Source organism: Leifsonia sp. KNZ12-8B (assembly GCF_056755495.1).
Genome location: NZ_JBPGXM010000036.1, coordinates 18,932 through 27,567 on the forward strand (window position 1 = coordinate 18,932; position 8,636 = coordinate 27,567).

Below are 8,636 nucleotides of genomic sequence, written 5' to 3' on the forward strand. Positions count from 1 at the left end.
AGAGAACAGCAATGACAGCCATCACCGACACCGACTCCACCGCGCTCGCCGTCGCCGCGCTCGCCGACGCCGTCCGCTGCCGGGTCGTCTACCCCGACCACCCCGACTACGACCTCCTGCGTCGCGTCTGGAACGCCGACATCGACCGGTACCCGTCTGCCATCGTCCGCTGCGAGACTGCGCAGGACGTCTCGGACGCGCTCGTGTGGTGCGTGACCAACGGCGTGCCGCTGACGGTCCGCTCGGGCGGGCACAACCTCGCCGGAACCTCGGTCGCGACAGGATCGGTGCTGATCGACACCGCGCTCCTGAACGAGGTGACGTTCGACACCGAGGCGCGCACCGTCACCGTCGGCGCGGGCTGCCGCTGGGGCGACGTCGACCGGCCGGCCGCCGAGCTCGGCGTCGCGGTACCCGCCGGCGTCGTCTCGCACACCGGCGTCGCCGGACTGACGCTCGGGGGCGGCTTCGGCTACCTCGCGCGCATGTTCGGAGCGACGGTCGACCACGTGCAGCAGATCGAAGTTGTCGTCGCCGACGGCCGCATCCTCACCGTCGACGCCGACCACCATGCCGACCTGTTCTGGGCGCTCAAGGGCGCAGGCCACAACTACGGCATCGCCACGAAGTTCGTCTACCGCTACGTCGACCTGCCCGGTGAGGCGACCGTCCGCCAGGCGATCTACGGCGCGGACGACCGCAAGGCGCTGCTCGCGCACTTCGCGGAGTGGGGCCTGGCGGCCCCGAAGAACGTGGGCACGTACGTGCGGCTGCTCAACGCCCCGGAGTACTGGTCGCAGCTCCCGGCGGAGCACCGCGGCAGGCCGATCATCTCGGTCGCGACCGTGTTCTACGGCGACCCGGCGGACGAGGAAGCGGCGACGGCCGGGATGTTCGGGCCGGCCGAGCCGATCTACGAGTCGCTCCGGACGATCCCGCACGTGACACTGCAGCACTCGACCGACGACGAGTTCCGGTACGGAGTCGCGCACTACTGGAAGCACACCTTCCTCAACACGCTGTCCGGCGAGGCGATCGACACCATCCTGGAGCGGGTCGACGCGTACCCGGGCCGCAGTCTCAACTCCAGCGCCTTCATCTCCCACCAGCTCATGTGCCCGTTCGAGCTGATCGCCGGTTCGCCGGAGCCGCGCGACTCCTCCAACGACTCGACCGCGGGCGTCGGCGCCCCCTTCAGCGCGAACATCGGCGCTGACTGGGAGTACCCGGGAGAGAAGGCGCCCCTGGTGGACTGGGCGCGCGACTTCGACCGTGCGCTCACCCCGTACCAGCGCGGCACCTACATCAACTTCACCTCCGTGCAGGGGGATGAGGCGGTCGCCCGCGCCGTCTACGGCGACAAGTTCCCGCGTCTGGTCGCGGTGAAGAAGGAGTACGACCCAGCCAACGTCTTCTCCCGCGGTCTCGTCGACCTGCGAGACAACGCCGACGGCGACGCGGAGGCCGGCGCATGACGTTCCGGGTCGGCACCGACACCAGCAAGTTCCCGGGCGCGGCCGAGCTCGGAGCCCTCGGGACGCTGCAGAAGGTCGCCGAGCTCGGGCTCGACGGCGCGTTCTTCCGCACCGCCTTCGAGCTGAGCCCCACCCTCGACCCGGGAGAGCTCGCGGACGTCGCCGCGGCGGCCTCCGATCTCGGCCTGTACCTGGAGGTCGGCGCGGCCAAGGTGAACCCGTTCGCGACCCCGGAGTTCCCGGAGATCCGCGCACTGGGGGAGGGCGACTACCTGCTGGGCCTCGAGAGGATCATCCGGGCGCTCACAGCCGTCGGCGTCACCGAGCTCTGGACCGCGACGGCGAACTACCAGTTCCGCATCCGCGGCCTCTACGCGTGCGACCGCTTCCGCACCGACGTCGACTGGAGCGAGCAGCTGGCGGCGACCGCGAAGGTGCTCCACCGGCTGGCCCCGGTCCTGCGGGACACCGGCGCGCACCTCAATCTCGAGACGCACGAGGAGATCACCTCCTTCGAGGTCGTGCGCCTGGTGGAGGAGGCCGGACCGGACGCGTTCGGCATCACTTTCGACACCGCGAACGTGCTCGTGCGCGCGGAGGACCCGGTCGCCGCCGCCCGACGGGTGGCCCCGTACGTGCGCATGTCGCACGTCCGCGATGTCGCGCTCGCCTTCACGCCGGAGGGGATTACGCGCTTCCTGGCCCCGGTCGGCCAGGGCGTCATCGACTGGCAGGCGGTGCTCGGTGCGCTCGCGGCCGGCGCCCCCGACCTGAACCTGTCGATCGAGGGCGTGATCGGCGGGTTCGCCGGGATGCCGCTCTTCATCGACGACCCCGTCTGGCAGGCCGGCCACCCCGACCTCACCGTCGCGGAGTTCGCCGAGGTCGTCCGGCTGACCCGCGAGTACGAGGCGCTCGCCGCCACCGGGGCCGCACCAGGGCTCGACGCCCTCGCCGGTCCGCTCGAGGAGGGCGGCGCACTCGCCTTCATCACCGACAGCGCCGCGGCCCTCCGCTCCGCGATCGGTTCCCTCATCCCGGCGGCAGCGGTCACGCCGCCGGCCGCCACCGTTCCGACCGTCCCCCCACGAGAGAGGCACTCCGCATGACCATCGTCACCGTCCCCAACACCATCGAGCACACCGCCGACGTCTTCCCGACCCTCAGCCTCGCCGAGCGCGACCGCCGCTGGGCGCTGGTCCGCGGGCTGCTCTCCCGCAACGGCCTCGACGCCCTCGTGGTGTTCGGCTGGGGCCGCAACGCGAACGACTCCTACCTCACCAACGAGGAGCAGCACGCGATCGTGCTGCTCACACCGACCGAGGAGCCGCTCGTGCTGCTCGGCGACGTGCCGATCAACCGTTACGACGAGGCGGGCGCCCGGTACGAGCGCTGGACGGACAACTGGCGCAGCGGCAACCCCGTCGGCTCCCTCATCTCGGCGGTCCGCGAGCACGGCCTCGAGCGGGCGACGGTCGGCGTCGTGGGCCTGACCAGCCGCGCGGTCGGGCAGTGGAACGGGGTGATCCCGTTCGCGACCTGGACGACGATCCTGGCCGAGCTGCCCGGCGTGACCTTCGTCGACGTCGCCGACGAGTACGAGACCCTCACGCTGGTCAAGAGCGCCGAGGAGCAGGAGATGATCCGCAAGGCGTCCGCCATCGGCGAGGCGGCGTGCCTGGCCTACGTGGAGGCGGCGGGCGTCGGAGTCCCGGAGAGCGTCGTGACGGCCGCAGCGGTCGAGGCGATCATCGCCGGCGGCGGGTGGATGCGGGCGCCCTTCATCCTGGAGCGCGCCGGATCCAGCCGCTTCGGCTGGGGCCAGCCCGAGTGGTTCGCGATGGGAGGCCGGCCGCACATCCTGCAGAAGGGCGACTCGATCGCCTCCGAGATCTTCGCCTTCTACGGCGGATTCGAGAGCCAGCAGCAGATCGACGTCTCGATCGGCGAGCCGGACCGGCTGCTGCGCGAGCTCGAGGAGGTCTGCCTGGAGTCGTACGCCGCCGGGATCGCCGCCCTCCGGCCGGGCCTGCGCTTCGCCGAGCTCGCCGCGATCATGGACGAGCCGCTCGCCCGGTCGAAGACCTGGAACACCGGTCCGATGGTCCAGACCGTCGCGCCGGTGATCTACAACAGCGCCACCCGCATCGATCCTGGCGTCGACCCGGCCCTGGCGCACCTCCCCAAGCTCCCTGGCGGCGTCGGCCTCGACGGAGACTTCGAGATCACCGAGGGCGTCGCCTTCGCGTTCGAGCCGAACGCGCTGCGCGACGGCAAGCGGGTCTGCATCGGCGGCACCGTGCTGCTGTCCGACCGCGGCATCGAAGAGCTCAACACGGTCGCCAACCGGCTCGTGGTGGTGGACGCATGAGCGTCGAGCTCCCCTCGGCCGAGGTCGCCGAGCGGACCCGCGCCCTGCGGGTCGGACCGGCCGTGCTCGTCGAAGGCGCGGCGGACGGGCCGCTCGCCGGCACCACGACCGTGGTGAAGGACCTCTTCGACGTCGCCGGCCGGCGGACCGGCGCCGGCACGCCCGACTGGCTCGCGTCATCCCCCGTCTCGGAGCGCAGCGCCTGGGCCGTGGAGCGCTGGCGGGAGGCCGGGGCGACGGTCGTCGGCATCGCCCACAGCGACGAGCTGGCGTTCAGTCTCTCGGGCACGAACGTGCACTACGGCACCCCGCTGAACCCGCGGGCGCCGGAGCGCATCCCCGGCGGCTCGTCGAGCGGATCGGTCTCCGCCGTCGCGGCGGGACTGGTGGAGTATGCGCTCGCGACCGACACCGGAGGATCGACGCGGGTGCCGGCGTCGTACTGCGGCGTGTTCGGCATCCGCACGACGCACGGGCGCATCCCCGTCGACGGCCTGGTGGCTCTGGCGCCGGCGTTCGACACCGTCGGCGTGCTCGCGTCGACCGGGAAGGCCATCTCGACGGCGGCGGGCGTCCTGCTCGCCCCCGGCGCCCTGCCGGTGGCGGAGGAGGCGTCCGCGATCGTGCTCGCGACGGACGTGCTCGCCCTGGCGGACCCGGACACGGCCGATGCGGTCGCGGCCGCGGCCGCGCGGCTGGCCGGGCACCTCGGGGTTCCGCTGACCGAGGCCGAGCTGGCCGGCGGTGGGCTGCCGGACTGGCGCGCCGCCTTCATGGCCCGTCAGCTCGCCGACATCTGGGCCACGCACGGCACCTGGGTGACCGAGCGCCGGCCCGACCTCGGCCCCGGCATCACGGCGCGGATGCGGGATGCGGCCGCGGCCGACCCCTCCCGCGCGGTGCTCGCGGACGAGGCGGGGCGACAGGTCCGCCGCGCGCTGGAGGCGGTCCTGCCCGCGGGAGGAGTCCTCGCGTTCGCGACGGCGTCGGGCCCGGCGCCGCGCATCGACCTGGACGCCGAGTCGAAGGGGCGGCTGCGCGGCCAGACCATCGCCATGACCTGCATCGCGGGCCTCGGCGGCCTTCCCGCGGTCAGCCTCCCGCTCGCCGAGGTCGACGGCCTGCCGGTCGGCCTGTGCCTGGTCGCCCGGCCCGGAGAGGACGAGCTGCTGCTCGCCGTCGCCGAGCGGGTCGACGCCCTGCTCGGCGTTCCGGCGGGGGTGTCGTGACCGACCTGCTGCTGCGGAACGCCACCGTGCCGGGCGCGGCCGGTCCGGTCGACATCGTCGTGGACGGCGGCGTCATCCGGTCGGTCCGCCCGGCCGGAGCCTCGGCAGCCGATCCGCTGCCGCCGGCGTTCCGGGTGGAGGAGCTCGGCGGGCGGGTGGTCGCGCCCTCGTTCGCCGAGCCCCACCTCCACCTCGACAAGGCGTACCTGGGGGCCGTCGCCGAGGGCGCCGGGCTGAGCGACGCGATCGCGCACACGGCGGAGCGCAAGGCGCGCTTCACGCCCGACGACGTCCGCTCCCGCGCCGAACGCGTGATCGCCGCCGCCGTCTCCAACGGCACGACGGCGATCCGCGCGCACACCGAGGTCGATCCGGGCGTCGGGCTGCTCAGCGTGACCGAGCTGGCGGCCCTCGCCGAGCGCATGCGCGACGTGCTGCGGCTGCAGCTCGCGGTCTTCCCGCAGGAGGGCCTGCTCTGCCGCCCGGGGACCGAGCCGCTGCTGCGGGAGGCTCTCAGCCTGCCCGATGCGGTCGTCGGAGGCTGCCCGTACGCCGAGCGGACGCTCGAGGACGCCGTCGCCCACGTCGACCTCGTGCTCGATCTGGCCGTCGAGTTCGGCGTGCCCGCCGATCTGCACCTCGACCTCGCCGACGACACGTCCGATCCGCGCTTCGCGCTGGCCGGGACCGTCGCCGAGGGCGTCATCCGGCGCGGCCTGGAGGGTCGCGTCTCCATCGGCCACGCGACCTCGCTCGCATCGCTGACGCTGGCAGCCCGGGATCGCACCCTCGACCGCCTCGCCGCGGCCGCGGTCACCGTCGTCGTGCTGCCGGCGACCGACCTGTACCTGACCGGTCGCGCGGACGAGCGCAACATCCGCCGCGGCGTCGCCCCGATCGACGCGCTCTGGCGCGCCGGGGTGCCCACCGCGCTCTCCTCCAACAACATCCAGAACGCCTTCACGCCGACGGGCACGGTCGATCCGCTCGACATGGCATTGCTGCTCGCCCGGGTGAGCCACCTCTCGTCCTCCGCCGACTTCGAGCGTGTGCTCGCGATGGCGACGACGGCGGCGCACGCGGCGATCGACCCCTCCGCCGACCGCGGGCTGCGGCAGGGCGATCGCGCCGACCTGGTGGTGTTCGACACGACGGACCCGACCGGGATCGTGCTGGACCCGCCCGCCCGCTCGCTCGTCGTCTCGGGCGGTCGCATCGTGTACCGCGAGACGCGTTCGCGGGTGTGGGAGGGGCCAGGGTCGGCGCTCGCCGCGGCCCCGGCGGTCGCGCTCGCCGCGGAGGCGGCCCGATGAGCGTCCTCCACTCCCTCCCGGCGACCCCCGACTCCGTGCTCTGGGGGCGCCTGCCGTGCGCTCTCGACCACCCCGTCCTCACCATCGACCCTGGCGACAGCGTGCGCATCGACACCGTGAGCCACGAAGGGCTCCTCCCCGATCAGGGCAGCGATCCCGTCGCCTTCTTCGGCGCCTTCGGCTACGGCGCCGACGAGGTCCTGCCCGACGCGCTCGCGATCGCGGCGGCGGGCGGGCGGGGCCGGGAGGACGGCCCGCATGTCGTCAACGGCCCGATCGCCGTGCGTGGCGCGCGGGTCGGCGACGTCCTCACGATGACGCTGGAGGAGGCCGTCCCCCGCGTGCCGTACGGCGTCATCTCCAGCCGCCACGGCCGGGGCGCCCTCGCGGGCGAGCTGCCGTCCGGGGCCGGGTCGCGCAGCATCCTGGCCGTCCTCGACGGGGAGGGCGGCGCGGTCATCCGCTCCGAGCGCGGCCGGTCGCCGCGCTTCCCGGCGGCGGCCTTCCTCGGCATCATGGGCGTCGCCGTCCCGGGGACCCTGCGACCGCATTCCGTGCCGCCGGGCCCGCACGGCGGCAACCTCGACATCAGGCTGCTCACGGCGGGCGCGCGGCTGCACCTGCCCGTGCTCGTGCCGGAGGCGCTCGCCTTCGTCGGCGATCCGCACTTCGCGCAGGGGGACGGCGAGGTCGCGCTGACCGCGCTGGAGGGCTCGCTCACGGCGACCGTGCGGTTCGACCTGACCCCGGCGGAGGAGGCGCTCGAGCGGTTCGGGTCGCTCGACGGGCCGCTCGCCGAGACGGACGAGCACTGGGTGCCGATCGGTCTCGACGAGGACCTCGACGAGGCCGTGCGGGCCTGCGTCCGGCGGGCGCTCCGGCTGCTGGAGGCGCAATACGGCATGGACGAGGCGTCGTCGTACGCGTACCTGAGCGCCGCCACGGACTTCGACATCTCCCAGGTCGTGGACCAGGTGAAGGGCGCGCACGCGCGGATCAGGAAGGCCGACTTTGACGAGAGCGGATACTGAGAACCCGGGAGGCGGCACACTGCCTCCCGGTCTTGTGGAGGCCTTCTGGCGCTATGAGGACGCCCTCATGGCCGACGACATCGCGATCCTCGACGACGCCTTCGTCCGGACCTCCGGCGCCCTCCGCACCGATCGTGACGGGACCCGTGTCGGACACGACGAGATCTCGCGGTTCCGCCGGGCGCGGGGCGGCGCTCCGGCCCGGACGGTGAGCCGGCTCGTGGCCGTCGACGTCGCGCCGGGTGTCGCCGTGACCGCCGCGACGACCGTCGACGCGGCAGGCGGCCGGGCGACGATCACCCAGGTGTGGCGTCTCGACGGCGACCGCTGGCGGATCGCGGCCGCGCACGTCGGCGCGGCGGTCCACCCGGAGGGAGTCGCATGACCGGACGGGCCACACCCGGACGGGCCACCCCCGGCGAGACCGCGCCATTGCGCTGGCGCGAGCTCTGGTCGGGGGTCGTCCCGCTGCTCGCGCTCACCTTCACGACGGGGATCGTCGACGCCATCGGCTACCTCGGGCTCGACCGGGTGTTCACGGCGAACATGACGGGCAACGTCGTCATCCTCGGAATGGCGCTCGCCGGCGGTGACGGCCTCCCGGTCGCGGGGCCGGCCGTCGCGCTCGCCGCCTTCATGCTGGGCGCGGTGATCGCGGGCCGGTTGCTGCGGACCGCCGGGTCTGGCTGGTCGACGCGGACGACCTCCGTGTTCGGCGTCGTCGCCGCGCTCACCGCGCTGAGCGGAGGGCTCACCTTCCTGCCCCGCTCGCTGCCCGTCGAGCTGGCGACGACGGCCGTGCTGGCGCTGGCGATGGGTCTGCAGGCGGCGGCCGCCCGCCACCTCGCCGTCGCCGACGTCACGACCGTGGTGGTCACCTCCACGCTCACCGGCCTGGCGGCCGACTCCTGGTTCGGGAGGCGATCGTCGCAGCGCTGGCCACGGCGCGTGCTCGCGATCGCGCTCATCGGTCTCGGGGCGCTCGCCGGCGCTCTGCTGCTGACCGTGCATCCCGCCGCAGGGCTCTTCGCCGCGGCCGTCCTCATCGCGGCATCCTGCGCGGTGGGGCACGGAGCGCGGCCTGTCGTCGACGCGGTGCGCCGGGTGGAGACGCGGCTCGCCGGCGGCCGCCCCCCGGCGGGCCGCGCCCGCCCCCCCCGCCAGACCCCCGGCACGCGCCAGCCGGGGCCGGGGCGCCCCCCCGGCAGCCCCACCCC

The 8,636-nt window shown here is 73.9% G+C and carries 8 protein-coding genes; all 8 read left to right on the plus strand.

From position 1 onward, the window contains the following. Window positions 1-11 precede the first annotated feature (11 nt). Window positions 12-1,475, plus strand: a complete 1,464-nt coding sequence (locus tag ACR9ZG_RS07815) for an FAD-binding oxidoreductase (protein ID WP_481284260.1) — start codon at window positions 12-14, stop codon at window positions 1,473-1,475. Next, complete coding sequence (locus ACR9ZG_RS07820) at window positions 1,472-2,584, plus strand: sugar phosphate isomerase/epimerase family protein (protein WP_481284261.1); 1,113 nt, start codon at window positions 1,472-1,474, stop codon at window positions 2,582-2,584. The genes ACR9ZG_RS07815 and ACR9ZG_RS07820 overlap by 4 nt, the downstream gene beginning before the upstream one ends. Next, on the plus strand, window positions 2,581-3,846 hold the full coding sequence (locus ACR9ZG_RS07825) for a M24 family metallopeptidase (protein ID WP_481284262.1): 1,266 nt from the start codon (window positions 2,581-2,583) through the stop codon (window positions 3,844-3,846). Before ACR9ZG_RS07820 ends, ACR9ZG_RS07825 begins: the two co-directional genes overlap by 4 nt. Next, a complete protein-coding gene (locus tag ACR9ZG_RS07830) occupies window positions 3,843-5,075 on the plus strand; it encodes an amidase (protein ID WP_481284263.1) in 1,233 nt (410 codons plus the stop codon). Before ACR9ZG_RS07825 ends, ACR9ZG_RS07830 begins: the two co-directional genes overlap by 4 nt. Further along, window positions 5,072-6,388 carry an amidohydrolase family protein gene (locus tag ACR9ZG_RS07835; RefSeq protein WP_481284264.1) on the plus strand — a complete coding sequence of 439 codons (1,317 nt, stop codon included), beginning with the start codon at window positions 5,072-5,074 and terminating at the stop codon, window positions 6,386-6,388. The genes ACR9ZG_RS07830 and ACR9ZG_RS07835 overlap by 4 nt, the downstream gene beginning before the upstream one ends. Then, window positions 6,385-7,419, plus strand: a complete 1,035-nt coding sequence (locus tag ACR9ZG_RS07840; protein WP_481284265.1) for an acetamidase/formamidase family protein — start codon at window positions 6,385-6,387, stop codon at window positions 7,417-7,419. The genes ACR9ZG_RS07835 and ACR9ZG_RS07840 overlap by 4 nt, the downstream gene beginning before the upstream one ends. Window positions 7,420-7,453: 34 nt before the next feature. Further along, complete coding sequence (locus tag ACR9ZG_RS07845; protein ID WP_481284267.1) at window positions 7,454-7,804, plus strand: AtzH-like domain-containing protein; 351 nt, start codon at window positions 7,454-7,456, stop codon at window positions 7,802-7,804. Continuing rightward, the coding region (locus ACR9ZG_RS07850) for a YoaK family protein (protein ID WP_481284266.1) at window positions 7,801-8,636 on the plus strand (836 nt) is incomplete at its 3' end. The genes ACR9ZG_RS07845 and ACR9ZG_RS07850, both read left to right, overlap by 4 nt.

Excerpts from the sequence above, each read along its gene's own strand:
- ACR9ZG_RS07815 (WP_481284260.1), top strand. The coding sequence starts at position 12 with ATGACAGCCATCACCGACACCGACTCCACCGCGCTCGCCGTCGCCGCG.
- ACR9ZG_RS07820 (WP_481284261.1), top strand. The coding sequence starts at position 1,472 with ATGACGTTCCGGGTCGGCACCGACACCAGCAAGTTCCCGGGCGCGGCC.
- ACR9ZG_RS07825 (WP_481284262.1), top strand. The coding sequence starts at position 2,581 with ATGACCATCGTCACCGTCCCCAACACCATCGAGCACACCGCCGACGTC.
- ACR9ZG_RS07830 (WP_481284263.1), top strand. The coding sequence starts at position 3,843 with ATGAGCGTCGAGCTCCCCTCGGCCGAGGTCGCCGAGCGGACCCGCGCC.
- ACR9ZG_RS07840 (WP_481284265.1), top strand. The coding sequence starts at position 6,385 with ATGAGCGTCCTCCACTCCCTCCCGGCGACCCCCGACTCCGTGCTCTGG.